Origin of the sequence: Paenibacillus sp. O199 (assembly GCF_001636635.1) — a bacterium.
Lineage (GTDB): Bacteria > Bacillota > Bacilli > Paenibacillales > Paenibacillaceae > Paenibacillus > Paenibacillus marchantiae.
This window is the reverse complement of record NZ_LGRP01000024.1, coordinates 23,367-45,731: the sequence shown is the minus strand read 5'-3', so window position 1 is coordinate 45,731 and position 22,365 is coordinate 23,367. Positions and strand designations below refer to the sequence as shown.

20 protein-coding genes and 1 riboswitch are annotated in these 22,365 nt (G+C 48.1%); of the genes, 12 read left to right on the top strand and 8 right to left on the bottom strand.

Annotation, left to right across the window (positions count from 1 at the left end):
* Positions 1-213: 213 nt before the first annotated feature.
* Positions 214-411, top strand: a riboswitch (cobalamin riboswitch).
* Between the two features lie 219 nt (positions 412-630).
* The gene (gene metE / locus A6049_RS24805; protein ID WP_063567214.1) at positions 631-2,979 is read left to right on the top strand and encodes a 5-methyltetrahydropteroyltriglutamate--homocysteine S-methyltransferase; all 2,349 of its coding nucleotides are present in this window, start codon (positions 631-633) and stop codon (positions 2,977-2,979) included.
* A 364-nt stretch (positions 2,980-3,343) separates the two neighbouring features.
* On the top strand, positions 3,344-4,183 hold the full coding sequence (locus A6049_RS24800) for a methyl-accepting chemotaxis protein (protein ID WP_063567213.1): 840 nt from the start codon (positions 3,344-3,346) through the stop codon (positions 4,181-4,183).
* A 132-nt stretch (positions 4,184-4,315) separates the two neighbouring features.
* Here the strand turns inward: A6049_RS24800 and A6049_RS24795 are convergent, their stop codons facing one another.
* On the bottom strand, positions 4,316-7,135 hold the full coding sequence (locus tag A6049_RS24795; RefSeq protein ID WP_063567212.1) for a glycoside hydrolase family 3 C-terminal domain-containing protein: 2,820 nt from the start codon (positions 7,133-7,135) through the stop codon (positions 4,316-4,318).
* Positions 7,136-7,515: 380 nt separating this feature from the next.
* On the opposite strand from A6049_RS24795, the gene A6049_RS24790 reads away from it, so the two are divergent.
* The 5 genes from A6049_RS24790 to A6049_RS24770 all read left to right on the top strand — a co-directional run bounded on the left by A6049_RS24790 (position 7,516) and on the right by A6049_RS24770 (position 11,946).
* The gene (locus A6049_RS24790) at positions 7,516-9,060 is read left to right on the top strand and encodes an FAD-dependent oxidoreductase (protein WP_063567211.1); all 1,545 of its coding nucleotides are present in this window, start codon (positions 7,516-7,518) and stop codon (positions 9,058-9,060) included.
* 274 nt (positions 9,061-9,334) lie between these two features.
* A complete protein-coding gene (locus A6049_RS24785) occupies positions 9,335-9,664 on the top strand; it encodes a PadR family transcriptional regulator (protein ID WP_063567210.1) in 330 nt (109 codons plus the stop codon).
* On the top strand, positions 9,657-10,247 hold the full coding sequence (locus tag A6049_RS24780; RefSeq protein WP_063567209.1) for an HAAS signaling domain-containing protein: 591 nt from the start codon (positions 9,657-9,659) through the stop codon (positions 10,245-10,247). The genes A6049_RS24785 and A6049_RS24780 overlap by 8 nt, the downstream gene beginning before the upstream one ends.
* Before the next feature lie 2 nt (positions 10,248-10,249).
* Entirely contained in the window at positions 10,250-11,152 is a 903-nt protein-coding gene (locus A6049_RS24775) for a DUF4097 family beta strand repeat-containing protein (protein ID WP_063567208.1), read from the top strand.
* A gap of 74 nt (positions 11,153-11,226) precedes the next feature.
* A complete protein-coding gene (locus tag A6049_RS24770; RefSeq protein WP_063567207.1) occupies positions 11,227-11,946 on the top strand; it encodes a 3-ketoacyl-ACP reductase in 720 nt (239 codons plus the stop codon).
* 19 nt (positions 11,947-11,965) lie between these two features.
* On the opposite strand, the gene A6049_RS33000 is transcribed toward A6049_RS24770, so the two are convergent.
* Together A6049_RS33000 and A6049_RS24765 are read right to left on the bottom strand one after the other, a co-directional pair.
* Positions 11,966-12,151 carry a hypothetical protein gene (locus A6049_RS33000; RefSeq protein WP_139295652.1) on the bottom strand — a complete coding sequence of 62 codons (186 nt, stop codon included), beginning with the start codon at positions 12,149-12,151 and terminating at the stop codon, positions 11,966-11,968.
* Positions 12,152-12,166: 15 nt separating this feature from the next.
* Positions 12,167-12,715, bottom strand: coding sequence for a helix-turn-helix domain-containing protein (locus A6049_RS24765; protein WP_063567206.1), 549 nt, complete (start codon positions 12,713-12,715; stop codon positions 12,167-12,169).
* A 212-nt stretch (positions 12,716-12,927) separates the two neighbouring features.
* On the opposite strand from A6049_RS24765, the gene A6049_RS24760 reads away from it, so the two are divergent.
* The 3 genes from A6049_RS24760 to A6049_RS24750 all read left to right on the top strand — a co-directional run bounded on the left by A6049_RS24760 (position 12,928) and on the right by A6049_RS24750 (position 15,575).
* Positions 12,928-13,605 carry an alpha/beta hydrolase gene (locus A6049_RS24760; protein ID WP_063567205.1) on the top strand — a complete coding sequence of 226 codons (678 nt, stop codon included), beginning with the start codon at positions 12,928-12,930 and terminating at the stop codon, positions 13,603-13,605.
* The gene (locus A6049_RS24755; RefSeq protein ID WP_063567204.1) at positions 13,605-14,375 is read left to right on the top strand and encodes a dioxygenase family protein; all 771 of its coding nucleotides are present in this window, start codon (positions 13,605-13,607) and stop codon (positions 14,373-14,375) included. Before A6049_RS24760 ends, A6049_RS24755 begins: the two co-directional genes overlap by 1 nt.
* Before the next feature lie 198 nt (positions 14,376-14,573).
* Complete coding sequence (locus tag A6049_RS24750) at positions 14,574-15,575, top strand: cation diffusion facilitator family transporter (RefSeq protein ID WP_095206212.1); 1,002 nt, start codon at positions 14,574-14,576, stop codon at positions 15,573-15,575.
* 114 nt (positions 15,576-15,689) lie between these two features.
* Here the strand turns inward: A6049_RS24750 and A6049_RS24745 are convergent, their stop codons facing one another.
* On the bottom strand, positions 15,690-16,322 hold the full coding sequence (locus A6049_RS24745) for an NAD(P)H-dependent oxidoreductase (RefSeq protein WP_063567203.1): 633 nt from the start codon (positions 16,320-16,322) through the stop codon (positions 15,690-15,692).
* Between the two features lie 134 nt (positions 16,323-16,456).
* On the opposite strand from A6049_RS24745, the gene A6049_RS24740 reads away from it, so the two are divergent.
* Both A6049_RS24740 and A6049_RS24735 read left to right on the top strand, forming a co-directional pair.
* Positions 16,457-17,500: an AraC family transcriptional regulator gene (locus A6049_RS24740; protein ID WP_063567202.1), complete on the top strand. Its 1,044-nt coding sequence runs from the start codon at positions 16,457-16,459 to the stop codon at positions 17,498-17,500.
* A 189-nt stretch (positions 17,501-17,689) separates the two neighbouring features.
* A complete protein-coding gene (locus A6049_RS24735; protein ID WP_063567201.1) occupies positions 17,690-18,190 on the top strand; it encodes a hypothetical protein in 501 nt (166 codons plus the stop codon).
* A 359-nt stretch (positions 18,191-18,549) separates the two neighbouring features.
* Here A6049_RS24735 and A6049_RS24730 read toward each other — a convergent pair whose 3' ends face one another.
* The 4 genes from A6049_RS24730 to A6049_RS24715 are packed head-to-tail and all read right to left on the bottom strand — an operon-like array spanning position 18,550 to position 22,333.
* Entirely contained in the window at positions 18,550-19,623 is a 1,074-nt protein-coding gene (locus A6049_RS24730) for an ABC transporter substrate-binding protein (RefSeq protein ID WP_063567200.1), read from the bottom strand.
* A complete protein-coding gene (locus A6049_RS24725; RefSeq protein WP_063567199.1) occupies positions 19,620-20,426 on the bottom strand; it encodes an ABC transporter permease in 807 nt (268 codons plus the stop codon). Before A6049_RS24725 ends, A6049_RS24730 begins: the two co-directional genes overlap by 4 nt.
* The gene (locus A6049_RS24720; protein ID WP_024632841.1) at positions 20,401-21,234 is read right to left on the bottom strand and encodes an ABC transporter permease; all 834 of its coding nucleotides are present in this window, start codon (positions 21,232-21,234) and stop codon (positions 20,401-20,403) included. Before A6049_RS24720 ends, A6049_RS24725 begins: the two co-directional genes overlap by 26 nt.
* Entirely contained in the window at positions 21,224-22,333 is a 1,110-nt protein-coding gene (locus A6049_RS24715) for an ABC transporter ATP-binding protein (protein ID WP_063567198.1), read from the bottom strand. The genes A6049_RS24720 and A6049_RS24715 overlap by 11 nt, the downstream gene beginning before the upstream one ends.
* Positions 22,334-22,365 lie beyond the last annotated feature (32 nt).

The following is a 22,365-nucleotide window of genomic DNA, read 5'->3' as shown; positions in this document are numbered from 1 at the left end:
ATATGGTTCATTTTAAGGAGTCAAATCTGCCAATATATCTAGGATTCATAGAGCAATATTTTATTTCCGATCGGATTAATGATATATGTTGCAAGCCCTTAGGTTATCGTCTATGATTGGTAGCATAAGAGCAAGTATACGACGATTGCATCATGATACAATCTATCATCTATGCTTGGTCGCCAATTTCATAGCCAGAGATGTGTACGCACATTTCTGCACACGGAAACAGGTGCCTACCGCGCTACATGCGTGGTCAGGCTTAAAAGGGAAGCACGGTGTAAATCCGTCGCGGTCCCGCCACTGTATACGGGGAGTCTGTGCATATAATCCACTGGTGTAACCACCGGGAAGGAATGCATATGACCATGATCCGCAAGCCAGGAGACCTGCCTGTTTCGACAGCATCGCATGACCTACGGAAGATAGGAAGGTGTTAGAGCAACCGCTACAACTACTTATAGCAGGTGTTCTTTCCCATTCTATCTTTGTGCACAGTCGTCATTCATGATGCCTGTTTCTCGGGGTATGGAATCGGAAGGAATGCCTTTTTTTGATGCTTTCAAAAGAAACACACCACAATAGCTTCAACTTGATGAGTTACCTATTATAAATGAGGAGGAATTTTACATGTCGCAATCACAGCAACAACAGCCACAAGTACTGACAGGCAACCTTGGTTACCCCCGTATCGGTGCGGGACGCGAATGGAAAAAAGCACTGGAGTCCTTCTGGGCTGGCCGAATCGATGAATCTACGCTTCATCAGGAGCTAACCACGCTTCGGTTGCAGGATCTGAAGAAACAGCAGGCACAGCAGCTCGATCTGATTCCTGTAGGCGACTTCTCCTACTATGATCATATTCTTGACGTATCGGCGATGTTTGGCGTCGTTCCTGAGCGCTTTAACCATTCAGGCGGACCCGTATCCGTATCTACCTACTACGCCATGGCCCGGGGTAATGATCAGGCAACAGCCTGTGAGATGACCAAGTGGCTGAACACCAACTATCACTACATCGTTCCTGAGATTCATAATGATACTGCATTTGCATTGCTTGAAAATAAACCCCTTGCCGCCTATCGCGAAGCGAAGCAGGAGCTTGGGCTGGAAGGTAAACCGGTCGTAGTCGGTCCGTACTCGTATGTACGTTTCGCCAAAGGCTATGACGCGGAACGCTTTGCAGAGATTGTCACACGCCTCGTTCCCGTATACGCCCAGCTTCTGTCTGAGCTTCAAGCAGAAGGCGTACAGTGGGTACAGATCGACGAGCCTGCTCTGACGCTGGTTGTCTCTTCCGAAGATGAAGCCTTGCTACGACAGGTGTACGCTGCCTTGGCACAAGCTGCACCGGAATTAAAGGTACTGCTTCAAACGTACTTCGAATCGGTGGAAGCTTATCCGGTCGTGACAGCACTGCCTGTTGCCGGAATCGGCCTGGACCTGGTCCACGGCTATGAAGGCAACCTCGCCAGCCTGCGGGAGCATGGCTTCCCGCAGGATAAATGGTTGGGCGCCGGTGTCATCGACGGGCGCAACATCTGGCGTGCCGATCTCGCAGAGACGGCGAAGCTGCTGGAGCAGGTGGCTGAATTCGCAGCCGAAGGCAAGCTAATCATTCAGCCTTCCTGCAGCCTGTTGCATGTACCGGTTACTGCTGCTCAGGAGAGCGCGCTTGATCCGGTACTGCGCAATGCCCTGGCCTTTGCCGACGAGAAGCTGGAGGAAATAGCGACGCTCGGCACGTTGTTGTCCGGCGGTGCAAAGCAGGCGGACCAAGCAGCGGCTTTGGCTGAAGCCAGCCGCCGCGCCCAGGCAAGCACCGAAGCGGTGCGCCTGCTGAGCGAGTCCGAATCACGGACACGCCTGAGTGGTGCGCCTGCAGGGGTGCATGCTGATGAGCAGCTGCTTCGCAACGCGTCATTCCATGAGCGACGCGAATTGCAGCAGCAAAAATGGTCGCTCCCGCTGCTGCCAACAACAACCATTGGCAGCTTCCCGCAAACGGCAGACGTGCGCAAAGCACGTGCACTCTTCCGTAAAGGGGAATGGAATGCGGAGCAATATGATGCCTATGTACGTGAACAGATCCAAGAATGGATTACTATCCAGGAGGAAATTGGTCTGGATGTGCTGGTACACGGTGAGTTCGAACGTACCGATATGGTCGAGTTTTTCGGTGAGAAGCTGACCGGATTCGCCTTCACCAAAAATGGCTGGGTACAATCTTACGGCTCACGCTGCGTGAAGCCACCTGTAATCTACGGAGATGTACTGTTCAATGAACCGATGACGGTGAAAGAAACGGCCTATGCCCAGACACTGACCAGCAAACCGGTGAAAGGCATGCTCACAGGTCCGGTAACGATCCTGAACTGGTCCTTTGTCCGCTCGGATATTCCACGCAGTGAAGTATCCTACCAAATTGCTCGCGCCATTCGCGACGAGGTTGAAGCGCTCGAGCAAGCAGGCATTGAGATGATTCAGGTCGATGAGCCAGCTCTGCGTGAAGGACTTCCGCTCAAACGGAGCAAGTGGGATGAGTACCTGCAATGGGCCGTGGAATCCTTCCGTTTAGCTACTGCTACCGTAAAACCAACAACGCAGGTGCATACCCATATGTGCTACTGCGAGTTCGATGATATTATTGAAGCCATCAGCGACCTGGATGCAGATGTGATCTCGATCGAAACATCCCGTAGCCATGGGGAACTGGTAGGCAGCTTCGAGCAGAATACGTATGACAAAGGCATCGGACTCGGTGTATACGATATCCACAGTCCGCGTGTTCCAGGCAAGGACGAGATGTTGAATATGATTGAGCGTGCACTTCAAGTGCTGCCAGCAGATCTGTTCTGGGTAAACCCTGACTGCGGACTGAAAACACGTGGTAAAGCGGAAGTTGTAGATGCATTGAGCATCATGGTGGATGCTGCTCGTACAGCAAGAGAACGGGTAACCGCTGATTCTTCAATCTAAACAAAGCTTGAGAATGCAAATAAAAGCCTCCGAATTCCTTCGGAGGCTTTTTTCATTTACTATCATTCTATTTGTTTATCTGGCAATGTCTTTTTTATCCGACTTAACGAATCTCGAAATGGCTGACACGTACTCCTGCGTCATTTCAACGTGTCCTGCCAGTTACCGTCCGGTACACCCGGAACAACCATGCAGAAGCTAAAAGTATTTGAAACTGCAGCTAACTCTTCTAAAGGATCATATATTATCATTTCTCTCTATTTTATTCCTTATTGCATGACGATATATGATATAGGCAGTTATTAAATAACAATTTAAAACAATCGTTTATCAGATCAGAAAATTGAGGAGATGGACCTTTCCAATGGATATGATTCAATCACTAATCGCATGTATGCCCTTTTTTCGGGATACGATTCGCCAAGATGTAACCCTTTCCATTATTGACCGGGAGAAATTCCTGTATTTTTCCGCAGGAGAGTCGTTAAAACAACTAGAGTTCAAAGCAGGTGATCCACTGCTCGAGCCTAATCGTGATTTTGCCGATCTGAAAGGTGGTACGGACAAACAATTTGATCATTACCCGAAGGAGTTATTTGGAGTGCCGTTTGATGTCGCCTACCTTCCGATCAAAAATGAACAGGGCGAGGTCATCGCTATATTCAACCTGCTCTATAGTATGGATGATCAGGATCAGCTGCAGCAGCTCATGAATGCTACCGAAAACCTGACCAACCAGTTGATTGACAGCGTTCAGCACGTAGCTGCACATTCGGAGGAGCTGAGCGCCACCACCGAAGAAATTCGCAACAACTCCAAACAAGCTGTACAGAAATCAGGCAACGTGACTCAGGTCGCCAGCTTCATCCGTGAAATCTCGGAACAAACGAATCTGCTCGGCCTGAATGCCGCCATCGAAGCTGCTCGTGTCGGTGAAGCAGGTGCAGGATTTGGCGTCGTCGCCAAGGAAATCCGCAAGCTGTCCGTAGATACAAAGGAAGCGACCACGCGTATTGAAGAGTCCCTCCTCTCCGTCCGCCAATCCATTCAGGGGATGGAGAATGAACTTGGGGAGATTACCGCGAGTTCTCAGGAGCAAGCGGAACTGGTTAACAATTTTATGAGCACGATTGAGCAGTTGAATGCAACGAACCAACAATTGAAACAATTTGTGCACAAACTGATTACATTTGACGGAAAGTAAAAAGGAAAAAGAAACTCCTAACCCACTCAACCAAATGCACAAACAAAATCCTCCGAATCTCTTCGGAGGATTTTTCATTTACTATCATTCCATTTTGGTCATGGTCATCTTGCTAATGTTATTCTATCCGACTTAATGAATCTCGAAATGGCTGACACGTACTCCTGCGGACAACATGAGGTATACATCCTGTTGACCTGATACACCTTTCAGGTCTGCCTTAACCGTGGACCACTGCTGTGCCTTACCCTGTGCCAGCTCCACGCGTCCTGCCAGTGTACCGTCAGGTGCGCCCAGTCGAATTTCCAATACCGCATCTGCCTGCTCTGATGATACACGAGCTTCAAGCGCTGCTGCATTGCTTCCCAGATCTGCATCCTTGAAGGCAATCCAGCCTTGTTCACCAATCACACGGACAGAGGCTCCGCCTTCTTTGCTCTCATCCAGATCCACACCGAAGTATGCATCGTAATTTTCGGCGCGAGTAGCCACACCCAAATTACGTGAAGGAATAGTCTCCCCTTGTACCGTCAGGTCAGCAACAAGCTGAACATCAGCAGAAGATTTGCCCACCATAATGGAGTAGGTACCGCTTTCGACCACATAGCGATCACGGGTTACATCCCAGATCGCCAGTTCCTGAACTGGCAGTGTGAAGCTGACTTTCACTGTAGCCCCAGCTTCAATATGAAGACGACGGAAACCTTTTAACGTTTTGAGTGGACGTTTAACACGGGACTGCCCGGCACGCACATACAACTGCACAACCTCATCACTGGCGATCGTTCCTGTATTCGTCACATCCACATGCACAGTAATGGTCTCTTCGACTCCAGCTTGGGCCGGGTTCAGCTCCAAATTACTGTATTTAAACGATGCATACGTTAATCCATGTCCGAATGGATATAGTACATCACCTTCAAAATACTGATACGTACGTCCGGATTGAATGATATCGTAGTCTCTGATATCGGTCAGCTGATCTGCCGATTGCACCCACGTCATATTCAGGCGGCCTGCTGGTGCATAATCGCCATACAATACGTCAGCCACAGCGTTCCCCAACTCTTGTCCTGCATGGGATGTATACAATACAGCCGGAATGTTCTCCTGCACCCAGTTGGACGTGAACGGGTAACTTCCCACGATAACTACAACGGTATTTGGATTCGCTGCATAAACGGCTTCAACCAGACGCTGCTGGGATTCAGCCAGGTCCAGACTTGGGCGGTCGATCTCTTCTTTACCATTCACAAGTGGATTGTTGCCGACAAATACAATCGCTGTCTCCGCTTCCTTCGCGGCCGCTACCGCTTCCTCCAACCCATTCACCACAATATCCTTTTTGAACGTTTCCGTAGCACCGAAAGATTTCAACTCTTCGGATACCGCAAACGCATCGTTTCCATTATTGGGTGCCGTTACTGTTTTACCGTTCCAAGTCGTCAGCCCCACGCTTCCGTCCTGTTGTGGCAACAGATGGAATACTTCCTTCACAAACCAGCCATATACTTCATCCGCCGATGCCGTAACCGTTTCTTCATCCGTCGTCAGGTATTTCCCATTACTGTCTGCCTTCAACGTGTAACTGCCAAAGCCCCAGTCACTCACTTTAAATGTCTCAGCATTCCCTGAAGCAATGATGGATGATTTCTCATCCTCAGCCAATCCGACAGCCTTACCGCTTGCCACTGAAGTCAATGTAATGCGGTCATTGCCATCCTTGAATGCAACCTTGTCGCCGCCTACTTTGCCACTGATCGCTTCAAGCGGGGATACGCTATATGGCATGGTGCCTGCATACCAGTCACGATAGACTGTTCCGCCCAGTTGGCCAATCACGGCCACTTTGCCGGATTTTGTTTTATCCAGTGGAAGCGTGCCTTGATCATTTTTAAGCAATACAACTTGTTCTCTCGCTGCTCTCAGTGAAAGGGCCTTCGCCTTCTCCGTCATCATCGCTTCTTCACCAATCGAAGCATATGGATTGCCCTCAGCCGGATCAAATTCACCTAGACGGAAACGCACACGGAACGTATTGAACAACGCCAGATCGATGTCTTCCATTGTGAGTGTACCTTGCTCCAGCCCTTCACGCAGCGCCTGCTTCGACAGATCCGCATCATCGGTAATACTGTCAATTCCGGCTTTGACGGACTCCACTGTTCCTGGTGTGTGAGAATCATAGTATTTATGATCGTTCTTGATCCCCATGACATCCCCTGCATCACTCACGATGAAGCCATCCATGCCCCATTCGCCCTTCACAATCTCGTTTACAAACGGATGCAGCAATGCCGGTGTACCATTAATAGAGTTGTACGCGGTCATCATTGATTGTGCGCCGCCCTCTTTGAACGGTTTCTCGAACGCTTTCAGATAATATTCACGCATGTTGCGCGGATCAATACTTGATGAACCACTGCCACGATCCACTTCATTATTGTTTGCAAGGAAATGCTTCAACGTAGCAACCGCCTTGTAATACTTCGGATGGTCGCCCTGGATTCCCTTAACCAGCGCCGTTGTCAGTTCAGCAGTCAGTTCCGGGTCTTCACCATAAGCTTCTTCGTTCCGCCCCCAACGTGGATCACGCTCCATATCAACCGTAGGTGCCCACAGAGTCAGACCGTTTACTGCTGGATTGCGTTTATAAAATACACGTGCCTCGTCTCCGATCACGGAGCCGATCTCTTTCATCAGGTCCGCATCCCAGGTACACGCCAGCCCTACTGGCTGCGGGAAGGAAGTCGCTTCGCCAAGCCAGGCCAGACCATGGGCTGCTTCTGTACCGTGTTTATATGCTGCGATACCCAGTCGTTCAACTGCGGGTTGGTATTGCAGCATCGATTCGATTTTCTCATCTTCCGACAGACGGGACACGAGGTCCTTTACACGTGTATCCAGTTCGATCGTTGTATCCTGAAACGGATATTTCGTTTGGTTGGTCATAATATGGAATCTCCTTTGGGAATTCATTGATTTATTTAGAATGATAGCGGATACATAATTGATAAATTAATACGATGTATTCTTGACATATCCGAGCTCACGATTCGAAGATTTAACCTTTTAGAACAAGCACTTTACGAGCCGTCGTTAACTCTTCATTTCATTCACTAAAACGGTTTCGGTAAATCTATCATATAGCATGTTTAGCAAAAAAAACAGGGGGGCTTCACAGGAAAATGTGAACTTTCCTCAGGAAAGTATGCGGACAATCGTTTTATTCTGGCACAGTATGGTAATCATGGATAGGAGTATAGATATGACGTACTTATTGAGCTAAGCATAGTCCTTAATGAAGAAGAATATTGAAGGAGGAAAATCAAGTGAGTGAGCATCAACAGCCCCCGACAGGTTTGCCTTCCATACCGGAATCCCTGTGGAGAGCGACAAACACATTCAATGAATATCCGAAACTGACAGAAGATACAACAGCCGATGTAGCCATTATTGGTGCAGGAATTGCAGGTATCACAACAGCTTATTTGCTGGCCCAGACGGGAATGAGCGTGGTCGTGCTTGAAGCTGGAAAAGTACTGGATGGCACAACAGGCCATACAACGGCCAAGGTATCGGCACAGCATGGCGTGATATTTGATGAATTGCTTCATCATTTTGGAGAAGAACAGGCCCGCATGTATTATGAAGGCAATGCAACAGCCGCCAAGTGGATGCGCGATCTGGTAAAAGAGAAACAGATTGATTGCCAGTGGGCAGAGGAAGAAGCCTATGTCTACATTCAATCCGAGGAGAATCTCAAGAAGCTGGAGATTGAGCTGACTGCCTATGGCAAGCTGAATATTCCTGGTCAATGGGTTGATCCCCTTCCCATCCCTGTTCCGGCCAGAGCAGGTATTAAGATGCCGGGACAAGCTCGCTTTGACCCGCTTAGTTATTTACATTATCTGCTGGAATCCGCAGTCAAGCAAGGTGTCCGCATCTACGAACATACAACGGTAACCGATGTGGAGGAAGATGCCTCGCTACATGTGCGGACATATGAGAATGGTCCATCCGTAACGGCCGAACATGTCGTTGTTGCCTCCCATTTCCCGGTCTATGACCCCGGATTTTATTTTTCACGGCTGCACGCCGAGCGTTCCTATGCTGTTGTTGTTGAACCTCAGAAACCTTTCACAGGTGGCATGTATATCTCTGACGATAAACCCTATCGATCCCTGCGTACTGTCATTCATAAAGGGAAGGAACACATCCTCTTTGGAGGAGAAAATCACAAAACCGGACAGGGCATATGCACTGTCGGTCATTATGAAAATTTGGAGCGTTATGCAGCCGATACATTTGGCATTCGCAACATCCCTTTCCGCTGGTCAGCTCAAGATCTGATCTCCATCGATAAGGTCCCTTACATTGGGCCAATTACTGGACGACATGAACGTGTCTATGTGGCTACCGGCTTTGCCAAATGGGGCATGACCACAGGAACGATGGCTGGACATATCCTTACAGACCGGATTACTGGACGAGATAACTCTTACGCAGCAGTATTCGATCCTGCAAGATTCAAGGTAGACCCTGGTGTGAAAAACTTCCTTGTAGAGAATGTCAATGTAGCCGCGGAACTGATCTCTGGCAAAGTCGGCATTATTCACAAAAACACGGGAGAACTCGGCAACGATGAAGGGGCTGTTGTTCGCCATGACGGCAAACGTGCTGGCGCCTACAAGGACCCGACTGGCAAACTCTTTCTTGTGGATACCACCTGCACCCATTTGGGTTGTGAAGTCGAATGGAATGCCGGGGAACGTTCATGGGATTGCCCATGCCACGGATCACGCTACGATTACGCGGGCAAAGTCATTGAAGGACCTGCCGTTAAAGACCTTAAGATGCTGGAAGCACAAGAATAAACCAAGCTGATACCCCCATCAGCGTATATCTTCATCCCATAGACCCGGATCGGAATCCGCCTTCAGACGGAAGTAACCGATTCGGGTTTTGCGTATGCTGATCTATAGATAAAATAGCGAGAAAACGAAGTTAATCCAACTTAGCGGGAAATCGTGATACGGAACTATTTTAAAATCACTACCTTGCATTAAACAGTACCGGATGCTATGATGAATTTACGACTACTGAACAATACACACTAGTGATTGGATAGAGCAACAAGGAGGAACCCAAGTGAATGTTAATATTCAATTCAAAAAAGGGGTGCTGGAACTATGCGTCCTCGTGTTAATCAACCGCCAGGATCGTTACGGCTACGAACTGGCTCAGGCTGTATCCCAGCATATTGAAGTGGCGGAAGGTGCGCTGTATCCCCTTTTGCGAAGATTGGTCAATGACGGCTATTGTACGACTTACCTGCAAGAATCCAGTGAAGGACCACCACGTAAGTATTACAAACTGTCTGATACCGGCCGTGACTATATGAAGACTCTAACGAATGAATGGAATGGTTTTGTGCGCAATGTCGCAAATCTTATAGAGGAAGGTACCCCCAATGAATAGACAACAATTCATGCAGGCAATGGAGATTCATTTAAGACCGATGGACCCGCTGGAACGGGCAGAATTGCTCGCTGATTATGAACAGCATTTTGAGATGGGATTAAGAGAAGGAAGACCGGAAGAAGAGATTGCACGGGAACTGGGGCATCCGATCGAGATTGCCAAAGAAGCGCTCGGTGACCGGTATGATGCACAAACGCCAGGATCTGATCCGTTCTACGCACGGACATTCGAAGAAATGCGTTCACAGCAAAAGAAGGGAAATCGAGCTGCACGCAACTTCTTCACGGCAATCGGACTTTTTTTCTTGAACATCATACTCGCGATTCCGCTAGGACTGACTCTGTGGTCGGTATGGCTCACGATTGCCAGTTTGTCGCTGCTGGTCGTAGCCCCGGTTGCTGTTGCTGTGGATTTCTTATATCTCGGCCATTTCGAGTATTCTGAATTATTCGTTTCGATTGGAGTATTCGGTATAGGCATTCTATTCGCCATTGCGACAAAAAGGGTGTTTACAGCCTTTAAGTTGATCACTCTTCAGTATATAAGATGGAATCAAAAGACGATGAAGGGAGATGTCTAATCATGAGCACCAAAAAATGGATCGCTTTAGCGATACTATGTATCGGCATCGGTTTGCTCGGAACCTCCATATACGGAGTTCAGTTCGGAGACGAGAGAGAACCCTACTCCAAACGTTGGGAATTCAAAAATGATGAGCTGCACAATATCATGATGAATGCCAACTTAAGCGCAGATATTGAATTCGTTGTCAGTCCGGATTCCAATGGCTACATTGAAGTCGACGGAAAGTGGGACCCGGCCACCATTGAAGCTTTTAAACAGGCTTCGATCACGGATGGAACCTTTACGTTAAACCAGGAAGAGCGTTTGCGTTTGCAATTTTTCACCCTTTATTGGAATAATCAGCAGCAAACGATCACAGTAGCGTTACCTGAAGGACATCAGCTGGATGAAGTTAACATCGTCTCTTCTTCCAGTGACCTGGATCTGAAGGGTCTGCATGCCAATACCTTGGACCTTAACACTACGTCTGGAAGCATTCACCTTCAGGACATTACCGTACCAATCATTCAACTCGATCTAACTTCAGGAGACATTAAAGCTGCAGCAATTGCAGGAGATATGGAAGTCAAACAAACGTCCGGAAGTTTCACGCTGAATGGCATTGATGGCGATGTGACCCGAAGTGTACAGTCGGGAGATACCAAAATTACGCAATTGAAAGGTGCAGCAAATGTTAACTTCACTTCCGGTAGTGTGAAAATTGAGCAAGAAGTTTCCGGTCCAATTGATGTATCGGGACAGTCAGGAGATATTTCCATACAGGCAGCGCCCGATTTTGACGGCATTTACGATGCACAGGCCACTTCCGGTGATGTAAATATACCTGATTCCCCCATGGTAAGCCGTGAGGTCATCAAAGCTCGCACTACCTCAGGCAGTATCAAAATCAAACAATCATGATGAAGCAAATATTCGAACTGTGGGTAATATAGTATAATTAAATGCTAGTCCAATTCTAAGGAGGAGTTACCCACATGGAACTTAAAAATAAAACGGCTGTCATCACTGGCGCCGGTAAAGGTATTGGCCGTGCCATTGCTGAAGCACTTGCCAAGGAAAATGTACATCTCGGCCTGATCGCTCGGACGGCCTCCGATCTGGAGGCTCTCCAGCAATCGCTGAGCCAGGAATATGGTATAAAAGTAACCAGTGCTATTGCGGATATTTCCGATCGCACTCAGGCTGAAGCAGCCGTAGCTGCGATTGAGATGGAGCTTGGCGCAGTCGATATTCTGATCAACAATGCAGGCATTGCAAGCTTCGGCACACTGCTGGATATGGACCCGGAAGAGTGGGAACGTATCCTGCATGTTAATGTCATGGGTACATACTATGTAACTCGTGCTGTACTGCCAAGCATGATTAAGGAAAGCAGCGGCAGCATTATCAACATCGCCTCCACCGCAGGCGAGCGTGGATTTGCTACAGGCTCAGCTTACTGTGCTTCCAAATTCGCATTGCTCGGCATGACCGAATCCCTGATGCAGGAAGTGCGCAAATCCAATATTCGGGTTACTGCGTTAACACCAAGTACAGTGAACACGGAGCTGGCGACGAATGCCGGACTCAAAATTGGAGACGAAGACCGCATGATGCAAGCGGAAGACGTAGCTGAACTGGCTTTGGCGACGCTCAAACTGTCGGACCGTGTATTTGTTAAAGCCGCAGGCATCTGGACAACTAATCCACAGTAAGCAGGAGTAGTCAGACCATTTATAAAGAACAATGAATGATGGAAGCAACCATTTCTAATGATGCACTACGTCGCCATCCGGCCGCCCGAGAAACCTCTGGGCGGCCTTTTACATATTCAGCAGCCGCCATCGTGTCCGAATACGATTCATCACGCTGAATCTCTACCCTTATGATTAATGCAGCGTTACTTCTCTCATTCTCCATTCCGCGATTCTCTGCTTATGCGTTCCACAAATGGTCCAAATCCAGTTCCTTGGACACGGCGATTAGTACTACCGCGGGTTCCTCCCCAATATTGGTTACTTCGTGGGGAACGATGGCATTCCAGCTGAATGAATCCCCCGCTTCCAGAATCTCTACGTCCTCACACTGCTCTGCGCGAATTCGGCCTTGCAGAACCAGATGACTCTCTTCTCCGGCGTGCTTATTAACCCCAGTCGATGCACCTGCTGGCAGCTCTACAATGGACATGCGCATGGCACCCTTTGCCGTTAGATGCTGTACTTTGATCTGCCCACTTCCGGCAGTCGTCTCTTTGCGCTCATCCTTGCGCACCACGTTCATCCGCTGCTCCGGTGACAGCAGCAAGTATGGCAGTGGCACTTTCAGATAATCTGCGATACTTTCAAGCGTCGCGATGGACGGTGATGTTTTATTATTTTCCACGTTGCTGATAAATCCCTTGGACAGCCCCGTACCCTCGCACATTTGCATGATGGTGATCTGTTTTTGTTTGCGGATCGTACGAATGGCTAGACCAATATCCATGTTGCAATCCTCCCCCTTTGATCTGTATATCCGATACCCAACCATCGTTATTGAGCATTATAGATTTCTTATACGGAACATATTTTCATAATACAAAAAAAATATTGACCCTACAATGGAATCATGATAAATTTTGTTCATAAATAAGAATATTAATTTCATATTAGTGAACTTTATTTTGATTACTCATTTCTTATCAGGTGGTGGTTGCATTGAATTATTCATTGACTTACGAGGTTCGGCTTCCTTCCGATTTCAATACAGAACAACAATATCCCGTTATCTTTGCCCTGCATGGCATGGGTTCGGATGAACAGGATATGCTTCGCTTAATGGAGCCTCTTCAGTCCAATTTTATTATCGTTGCCGTACGTGGGCCCATTGTTCAGGGTAGCGGCTACGCCTTTTTTCAAATTAAAAGCATTGGTAACCCCGTCCGTGAGTTGTTCGACGCCTCTGTTCAGGGACTGCAACAGCTAATGGTTGACTTGTCTGCCAAATATGCCATTGATCCCGCACGGCGTTATATCGCCGGATTCAGTCAAGGAGCCATTATGGCGATGACGCTCTCGCTGATCATGGGAGATGCAATCAAGGGAATTGTAGCCATGAGTGGTTACATTCCGCAATTTGTGAAAGACGAATACAAGATACAGCCCAACTCAGAGTTATCTGTATTTATATCGCATGGCGATCAGGATCATCTCTTCCCGCTGCAACTTGGCGAAGATAACGCCAGCTTCTTCCGGGAACAGACCAATAACGTTACGTATGTTCCATATCACGGTGGACACCAAGTCACCCCCGACTTATATCAACAATTTCAACAATGGCTTCGGACGGATGCCGCCAAGCTGACTGCTGAAGACCCGAAAGGACTGAATTCATAATGATGCCATCCCTGTTTATTGCTCACGGTGCACCATCACTCGCACTGGAGGAAAATGCATACACTGAGTTTCTGCAAAAACTTGGACAGGAACTGCCGAAACCCAAAGCGATCGTATTGTTCTCTGCTCACTGGGAATCTACAACTCAATTGGTTTCTTCAGTAGCCAACTACGAGACCATCTATGATTTTGGCGGCTTCCAGCCCGAGCTGTATCAGATCAAATACCCTGCACAAGGACATGAAGAGACAACAGCGGAGATTCAGCGCCTGTTCGGGGATGCTGGTATTCCGGTGGAAAGCGACTCTGTTCGTGGTCTGGATCACGGTGCTTGGGTTGTGCTTCGCCTGCTCTATCCAAATGCGGACATTCCGGTCGTTGCTTTATCCGTGAACCGTTATCTGTCCAATGAACAGCAGTATCAGGTTGGGCAGGCACTCGCCACATTGCGTGAGCAGGACGTTCTCGTCATTGGCAGTGGTGGGACGGTACACAACCTGCGTCAGTTAAACTGGGAAAGCGCAGGCGTTGACCCTTGGGCCATTGCGTTTGACAACTGGCTGCAAGACAAACTTGTGAGCTGGGATACAGCGTCCCTATTCGCCTATGACAAGCTGGCGCCATCAGCCCAAGCAGCCGTGCCTACGCCAGAGCATTTTGTACCATTGCTGCTCGCCATGGGTGCGGGAGATCAGAACAAGCAGGCATCCCTTCTGTTCAAAGCCTATCAGTATGGCAACCTGAGCCTGTCTTGCTGGAAATTTGATTGATCCATTGATATAACACCTTATATAAAAATAATCAGACACTCGTGCGAACTCGCACGGGTGTTTTTGTGATATGACCTTTTTTGCATAATGCTGGGAGTTGTAAAGCAAGCTATAATAACATTTAGTGGAAATGACCAAGCTGTAATTAAGGAATACTCTTTCTACACCTATCACATCTTTCTGGGAGGAACATTCGAAGTGGCTGAACAACCAAAGTCTGAGAGCTTAATGTCTCTCGTCAAAAAGGGGAACACATCCTCGGCTGTAGCTATGGCAGGAAATGCTGTACTTGCACTGTGCAAAGGAGGAGCCTTTCTATTCAGTGGCAGTGGCGCCATGTTCGCCTCGGCGATGCACTCTCTAGCCGATGCCATCAACCAAGGGTTTGTCTTTGTCGGAAGTGTGTTGTCCGAGAAAAAACCTACACGCCGCTTTCCGACCGGATTCGGGCGAGTCATCAACATTTTCTGTATGATTGCCGTTATCGTTGTTACCATTATGGCGTATGAAACAATCCATGAAGGCATTCATCTGTTACTGCATCCAGCTGCTCATTCCGGCGGTATCTGGATTAACATCGGCGTGCTGGTGCTTAACATTGTGATCGATGGAGCCATTTTGATTAAAGCAATGAAAGAAATTCTACACGAAGCACGTGCGCCCAAAGCGTCAGGCCTCGCCCTGTTCCCTGCTGCGATCAAAAATGTAGGACGCGCCGCACCGCCAACACGCCTTGTATTTTACGAAGATATTGTAGCGGTACTCGGTGCGACACTCGCACTGATCTCTGTCGTTGTCATTGCACTGACCAATTTTGCATTGCTCGATGGAGTCGTGACAACCATTATTGGATGCCTGATGATCGCTGTCGCTTTCCGTGTAGGTTATGACAATATGATCGGACTGATTGGTGTAGCGGCTCCACAGGATGTTGAGGATAAAGTATCCCAGACCATTCTGGCAGACTCTCATGTTGCAGATATCCAGATGATGCGCATTATTCAGGAAGGTCGTTATTACCACGTTGAGGGTCTGATCGAACTGACCAAAGGATTGAGCCTTGCCGATGCAGATGATATCAAGTTCCGTATCCAAGAGAAGTTAATGACAGATCCAGACATCGCCGATGCGGCCATCTCGATTATCGAAGATGATGGTGTGAACAGCTGGGGCAAGAAGCATTCTGATGTGGTGAAATAAGGGCCTGCTCCCTTTTATAAAAGATAAAAGAAGCCTACTCTTCGCGGAGTGGGCTTCCTTACATAGCAAACAACGTGACATAGCTAATATAACTCCATGGCTGCTAAAGTTGGGCTAAACTTGTTGGTTAGAATTCGCTGAGTGACCAGCATAGGGTTTACTTCTGCCACCTTGCTTCATGCCCATCTTCATCAATTTATCCAGCCATTTCAGACGGAACGCCTCAGTGGAGCCTTTGATTGGACTAATCTCGGTTACACGTACCGGGGAGACCCCGCAGAATTTGAGAATATTGGATTTCATAACCCGGTGCCCTGCATGTCTGTAAATGAATCGATTGTACCAGCGTGGTGTATCCATGGTCACAATGATGTGGGCAGACCTTCCTTTCAGCAATTTGTCCCATAGGGGTGAGTCCTCCCGATCTTTCATCGCGAATCCAGGCAAAAACACCCGATCAATAAACCCTTTCAAAATAGCAGGCATCACTCCCCACCACGTCGGATATACAAACACCAGATGGTCTGTCCATCGGATCAATTCCTGAGCTCTCACCAAATCAGGCTCCAATTCCGTCCGCTGACGGTACCCGTACTGAAGATTGAGATTAAACTGAATATGGCTCAGGTCGATCAGTTCCACAGAACTGCCCGATTGTCGGGCTCCTTTTATATAGGCTTCTGACAGTGCTTTGCAGTAACTTTGCGGATCCGGATGACCATTAATTACCAAAATATTTGAATTCATACATCTGTTCCTCCTGTATAATAAAGTTCATGAAGGCCGAAGAAGCAGGCATATCACAAGCATAGAATGAACGCATACATAAACAAATGATCAACGGCGCCAAAACATTGCTGATTCGCGCAAAAGGGGGTAGCATGAACAACCATAATCACGGTGTGTCCATTTCCATGTTGTATCCGATTATGAAGACGCTGGTGAACAAAGGGTACGAATCCGAAGCGTTTTTCGAGTACGTCAGCTTAGATCCTGCTATTATGCAGAATCCGGAAGCACGTATTCCAGTTGAAGAGTTGGAACGGATTATGCAGTATGCTGCGAGATACTCGGATGATCTGTATTTTGGATTGAACCAGGGACAACTGCTGGACTTTGCGGACCTTGGCCTTCCTGGTTACGTCATGATGCATTCCAAGACGATTGGAGATGCACTCGCTGCTTATCAACGATATAACATCATTCTATATAGTGGATTTAATCTGGATTGGAAAGTAGCCGGAACGGATCTAATCCTTCAATTGTCTTTGCAAAATTCGGAGAAGCAGATGTCCCGTCATTGTGTGGAAGATATGGCTGTCTCGATGGTGTATTTGATCAGCAAACTGGCGAATCGCCGGGTGGAGTTAAAAGAGGTTCAGTTTAGTCATCAAGCCCCCGATGCTTCAGGCGATCTATCTCCTTATGTTGGCATGTTCGGAATAGAGCCGCAATTCGGGGCTACCCATACACTCCTGCGAATGCACAAAGACATTCTGGATCAGCCCGTATTATATTCGGATGCAAGAATGCTGAAGGTCTTTGAAACCATGGCTCAGGAAAGCAAAGATGAGCTTCATTCATCTCAATCCTTCTCTGGCAAAGTAAGTCGATGGATGATGGAGAGCCTACCAACCTTCTTTCCCACATTACAACACACCGCAGAGTATCTGGGCGTGAGCATTCGCACACTTCAGAGCCGATTGCGTGAAGAAGATACAACGTATCATGAGATATCCGTTCAGGTACGCAAGGAAATGGCATTGCGATATTTGCAGAAGGGAACCTATTCCGTGGGGGATATTGCGTATGCCTTACATTTTTCGGAGCAAAGCGCGTTTCAGAATGCCTTCAAAAAGTGGACGGGACAGACTCCCGGGCAATACCGTTCCAGTCTCAAACAGCCCATGCAGCCCCGTAGTTGAATAATCCCGAATCCAATCCTCCTAAGGGGATTAGTGATTACATGTTTTGAACCTAGACTTTAGTCTAGGTGAAGTTTAACTCCAAAGACCGAGGATACCCTTTTGCGGTTCATGGTATGCTGTGAATAACGAGAAAACATACTCCATGACCGTTCGGGAATTGATCTTGTATTGAAAAGGAGAGATATCATGGCTAAACGCACCATCCTTGCGCCTGTGCTTATTTTGCTCGGCGTGTACCTGATTTTGAACCAGGGAGGTTCACTCGGTCCAGGTACAATCTTTGCCACGTTCTGGCCCACCCTATTTGTAATTCCATTGGGTTTATTCTTCCACTGGCTGTACTTCTCCATGATTGGACGAGGGATCGGATTACTTGTTCCCGGGGGCATCTTGCTTACGGTAGGTGTTGTCTCCCAGATCGCCATGCTCTTTGGTAACTGGAGCACGATGTGGCCTGGCTTCATTCTTGCGGTAGCGGTAGGTCTGTTCGAATTGTATTGGTTCGGTGGCCGTAACAAATGGTTGCTGATTCCGATCAACATTCTGACGGTTATCTCACTGTTATTCTTCGCCGTCATGTCGATTGGCACGATGCTGAACAGTCTGTCCTTTATCCAGCCATTCGTGGCGATTGTGCTGATTATGGGTGGGGCGTGGATCATTGTGGGTCGCAAAAAGCGCATGTAAACTTCTGATTGTTTCCACTTGACCACTCCGATGACAGAACAACTTTTGATCGCTGTTATCTCCAGATTTTCTTGATTCTCCTTTAATAAAGGGAAAAATCCGGAGATAAAGGCGAGCGCTTCGCTTCTTCAGTTTGTTCTGTCCTCTCCGTTAACGTGTAAACTAAATAGAACAAAACACTTGAGCTATTTGCTCTGAGGCAGAGTAAAAATGTAGGGGTGCAGCTCGTCATTTAATTGAAATGACGAGCTGCACCCCTATTTATTCTAACGAACTGTACACGCGCTATTGGTGGTTATTAACTCCCATTGGAGTTTTAATGAATTAGAGAGACGCTGTGCATCTCACTCGAATACCTTTTATTTGCTATGCATTTTAAATTCGAGGAACAAATCGTTATAATGCGAGAGCATTTTTTTGCCCAGATTATTGTACACTTCCAGCTTACCCGTCAGTGTCTCATCTGGATAGAATCGTTCATCCTCCGAAATATCCTCTGGCAGCAGCTTCAATGCCTCGGCGTTCGGTGTAGAGTACCCTACATATTCAGTATTACGAGCCGCATGATCAGGGTCCAGCATGAAGTTGATAAACTGATGAGCACCTTCAATATTACTCGCGGTCTTCGGAATGACCATGTTATCGAACCAAAGGTTCGAGCCTTCCTCCGGAACCACGTAATCCAGCTTGTCGTTCTCATCCATAATTTCTGACGCATCACCGGACCATACGAGTCCTACCGCCGCTTCCTCGTTTGCCAGCAGCATTTTGATCTCGTCTCCGACAATCGCTCTGACGTTAGGCGTGAGGGTGGACAGTTTCTTCAAAGCTTCCTGCAGATGATCTTCGTTCGTATCGTTCAACGAATACCCGAGGCTGTTCAGCCCCATGCCCATGACTTCACGGGCACCGTCGAGCAGCAAGATTTGATTTTTCAAACGTGGGTCCCACAGATCATTCCAGCTCTCAAACGTTAACCCATCGACCAGTTCAGGATTGTACACAATACCCACCGTTCCCCAGAAGTAAGGGATGGAGTACTTGTTGCCCTCATCAAAGGATAGGTCCATAAACCGGGAGTCGATGTTGCTTAGATTGGGCAGCTTGCTGTGATCCAGCGGAATGAGCAGGTTTTCCTCTTTCATTTTGCTAATCGCATACTCAGAAGGAATCGCCACATCAAACGTCGTTCCGCCCTGCTCAATCTTGGTTAACATCGCTTCGTTCGAATCAAACGTCTGATAGATCACCTTGATGCCGGTCTCTTGTTCAAATTCCTTCAGCAAATCGGGGTCGATATAATCGCCCCAGTTGTAAATCGTCAGCGTGTTGCCGCCGGAATACCCCTGACTCTTGTTCAGATACGAAGCGAGAATCATCAAGGCAAAGGCAGCCACAAATACAATCGCAAATGTCCGAACCAGTTGCTTCATGGACGCAGCCCCCTTCCCGCAGGCGTTCGCGCTGCACGGCGGTTAATGAAGTAATACCCAACCACCAGCAGCACCGTCAGCAGGAACAGCAGCGTGGACAGCGCATTGATGGACAATGACACACCCTGCCTTGCTCTTGAATAAATCTCCACAGAGAGTGTGGAGTATCCGTTACCCGTGACAAAGAATGTTACCGCAAAGTCATCAAGCGAGTAAGTCAATGCCATGAAGAATCCGGCAAAAATACCCGGTTTAACGTATGGAAGCACGACACGAGTTAGGATCTGCCATGATCCAGCACCCAGATCGCGCGCCGCATCCATCAAGGTCGGACTCATCTCCTGAAGCTTTGGCAGTACCATAATTACAACAATCGGCACGCTGAATGCGATATGAGACAACAGTACCGAGGTGAATCCAAGCTTGATGCCAATCATGGTGAACAGAATCAGAAAGGATGCACCAATGATGACATCCGGACTAACGATCAGCACGTTATTGAGTGACAGCAACGTATTCTTGGTCCGTTTGCGCCGCACATGGTAGATCGCCAGTGCCCCTGCCACACCGAGCATCGTCGAGATCGCAGAGGACAGGAGCGCAATAATAAACGTATTGAGTACAATAATCAGCAGCCGGGTATCGGCAAATACTTCCCTGTACCATTTCAATGTAAATCCTTCGAAACCGCGCATATGCCCGCCACTGTTGAAGGAATAGAAGATCAGATACGCAATCGGTGCGTACAGTATGGCGAATACAACGGCCAGATAGACGTTAGACAGCTTTCCGTTTCTTCCCATTACGCACCTCCTTCTTGCCTGATCCAGTCAGGAACATAATGATCGCCATCGCAATAATCAAAAAGACGGCAATCGTCGAACCCATCCCCCAGTCCTGGGTGACGAGAAAATGCTGCTCAATCGCTGTTCCCAGCGTAATTACCCGGTTCCCCGCAATAAGGCGGGTAATCATGAACAAAGATAGCGCCGGAATAAATACGGCCTGACAGCCGGATTTCACTCCGCTGAGCGTCAACGGGAAGATAACCCGGCGGAACGTCAGCCATGACGATGCCCCAAGATCCCGGGCCGCATAGATCAGCGAAGGATTCATCTCTTCCAACGCGTTGAAGATCGGCAGGATCATGAACGGAATGAAGATGTACACCGAGACAAAGATAAAGCTAAAATCGGTGAACAAAATCTGTTGCGTGCCAATGCCCACCACTTCCAGCAGGGAATTGGTCAAGCCATACGTGCCGAACAGGCCGATAAAGGCGTACGCTTTTAACAACAGATTGATCCAGCTTGGCAAAATAATAAGCAGCAGCCACAGCTGCTTGTGCTTCGTACGAGTCAGTAAATACGCCGTCGGATACGAGACCAACAGCGAGAACACCGTGATCAGAAATGCATACCAGAACGAGCTTAGGGTCATCTGCATGTACACAGGTGTAAAGAACCGAGCGTAGTTACCCAGCGTGAAATTGCCCTCCACATCGAAGAACGAGTAATACACCACCAGCAGAACCGGAGCAACTACAAACAACACCATCCATAATACATATGGAATCAGATACGCATTGCGTGTACTCGCCTTAGTCTGCATGAACGGCCTCTTGGTAGGCTTCCAGACGTTTATCGAACTCTTCTTCCGTCTCGTTAAAGCGCATGACGTGGATGGCTTCCGGGTCAAAATACAGTCCAATACGAGCGCCTACGACGGCTTTCTTCGTGGAATGCACCAGCCATTCATTACCCGCATCATCGTATGTGGATATCTCGTAATGCACCCCACGGAACAGCTGGGAGTCCACGTTGACCTGCATCTTGCCCTGTTCCTCGGTTGTAATCTCCATATCCTCTGGACGAATTACAATCTCCACAGGCTCGTCCCGCTGCAAACCCTGATCGACACACTCGTACTCTGCGCCAGCGAATTCCACCACAAAGTCCTGCTTCATTTTGCCGGATACAATGTTCGATTCACCAATAAAGTCCGCCACAAAACGGTTAATCGGCTCATCATAGATATCATTCGGTGTGCCGCTCTGTTGAATGACGCCGCCGTTCAGGACAAAGATCTCATCCGACATCGCCAAGGCTTCTTCCTGATCATGCGTGACAAAAATAAACGTAATACCCAATCGCTGTTGCAGCTCGCGCAGTTCATACTGCATTTCGGTCCGCAGCTTCAAATCGAGCGCCGATAGTGGCTCGTCCAGCAGCAAAATCTCGGGTTCATTCACAATTGCCCGCGCAATGGCGACGCGCTGCCGTTGTCCACCGGACATCTCGCCAATTTCACGGTTTTCATAGCCAGAGAGATTGACGAACTTGAGTGCTTCCAGCACTTTGCCTTGAATTTCAGCGGTTTTCATTTTTTTGATCCGCAAACCAAAAGCTACGTTCTCAAATACGTTCAAATGTGGAAATAACGCGTAATCCTGAAATACGGTATTCACCTGCCGCTGGTGAGCCGGCACTTGGTTAATCAGTGCACCGTTAAAATAAATACTGCCCTGTGTCGGCTCCGCAAAGCCGGCGATCAGGCGCAATATCGTTGTTTTCCCGCAGCCTGACGGGCCGAGTAGCGTATAAAATTTACCCCGCTCAATCTCGAAGCTGACCTCCTTCAATACGGCTTCATCCTGATCGTATTGCTGGGTCACCCGGTCGAACCGGATAATCGGTTGTTGTTCTGACATGCTTCATTTCGCCCCCTTTAAACTTGAGGTAT

Bases quoted from the DNA above. Each gene is read 5' to 3' on its own strand.
- A6049_RS24730 (WP_063567200.1), bottom strand. From the start codon at position 19,623: ATGAAGCAACTGGTTCGGACATTTGCGATTGTATTTGTGGCTGCCTTT.
- A6049_RS24770 (WP_063567207.1), top strand. From the start codon at position 11,227: ATGGAACTTAAAAATAAAACGGCTGTCATCACTGGCGCCGGTAAAGGT.
- A6049_RS24740 (WP_063567202.1), top strand. From the start codon at position 16,457: ATGAACAACCATAATCACGGTGTGTCCATTTCCATGTTGTATCCGATT.
- A6049_RS24715 (WP_063567198.1), bottom strand. From the start codon at position 22,333: ATGTCAGAACAACAACCGATTATCCGGTTCGACCGGGTGACCCAGCAA.
- A6049_RS33000 (WP_139295652.1), bottom strand. From the start codon at position 12,151: ATGGAGAATGAGAGAAGTAACGCTGCATTAATCATAAGGGTAGAGATT.
- A6049_RS24765 (WP_063567206.1), bottom strand. From the start codon at position 12,715: ATGGATATTGGTCTAGCCATTCGTACGATCCGCAAACAAAAACAGATC.
- A6049_RS24795 (WP_063567212.1), bottom strand. From the start codon at position 7,135: ATGACCAACCAAACGAAATATCCGTTTCAGGATACAACGATCGAACTG.
- A6049_RS24780 (WP_063567209.1), top strand. From the start codon at position 9,657: ATGAATAGACAACAATTCATGCAGGCAATGGAGATTCATTTAAGACCG.
- A6049_RS24800 (WP_063567213.1), top strand. From the start codon at position 3,344: ATGGATATGATTCAATCACTAATCGCATGTATGCCCTTTTTTCGGGAT.
- A6049_RS24725 (WP_063567199.1), bottom strand. From the start codon at position 20,426: ATGGGAAGAAACGGAAAGCTGTCTAACGTCTATCTGGCCGTTGTATTC.
- A6049_RS24735 (WP_063567201.1), top strand. From the start codon at position 17,690: ATGGCTAAACGCACCATCCTTGCGCCTGTGCTTATTTTGCTCGGCGTG.
- A6049_RS24775 (WP_063567208.1), top strand. From the start codon at position 10,250: ATGAGCACCAAAAAATGGATCGCTTTAGCGATACTATGTATCGGCATC.
- A6049_RS24720 (WP_024632841.1), bottom strand. From the start codon at position 21,234: ATGCAGACTAAGGCGAGTACACGCAATGCGTATCTGATTCCATATGTA.
- A6049_RS24755 (WP_063567204.1), top strand. From the start codon at position 13,605: ATGATGCCATCCCTGTTTATTGCTCACGGTGCACCATCACTCGCACTG.
- metE (WP_063567214.1), top strand. From the start codon at position 631: ATGTCGCAATCACAGCAACAACAGCCACAAGTACTGACAGGCAACCTT.
- A6049_RS24745 (WP_063567203.1), bottom strand. From the start codon at position 16,322: ATGAATTCAAATATTTTGGTAATTAATGGTCATCCGGATCCGCAAAGT.